The following is a 292-nucleotide window of genomic DNA, read 5'->3' as shown; positions in this document are numbered from 1 at the left end:
ACTTGGGCCACCGCGGTGTAGTACTGGCTGCGGACCTGAAGCCAGGTGCGCTGGGCATCGAGGGCGTCCAGGAAGCTGAACTTGCCGAGCTCGAAGCCGGTCTTGGCCGCCTCGTAAGCACTCTGCGCACCAGGCAGCACCTCGCGGCGCAGCGCTTCGACCTCGTCCTTGCGCGCCTGCAGGAGGTCTGCCATCTGCAGCACTTCAGAGCGCAGGCGCAGCTCCTCGGCCTGGGCGTTGGCTTGCGCGGCGTCCCGGCGACGCAGAGCCTCCAACTGGGCGCCTTGGTTCC

1 protein-coding gene is annotated in these 292 nt (G+C 68.5%); it reads right to left on the bottom strand.

Annotated elements, in window-relative coordinates; translation table 11 throughout:
* The coding region (locus SAZ04_RS21800) for a TolC family protein (protein WP_332699611.1) at positions 1 to 292 on the bottom strand (292 nt) is incomplete at both ends.

The sequence above is a fragment of the Halalkalibacter lacteus genome, assembly GCF_036663595.1.
GTDB classification, from domain to species: domain Bacteria; phylum Bacillota; class Bacilli; order Bacillales; family Bacillaceae_D; genus Halalkalibacter; species Halalkalibacter lacteus.
This window is presented reverse-complemented; position numbering and strand designations above follow the sequence as displayed.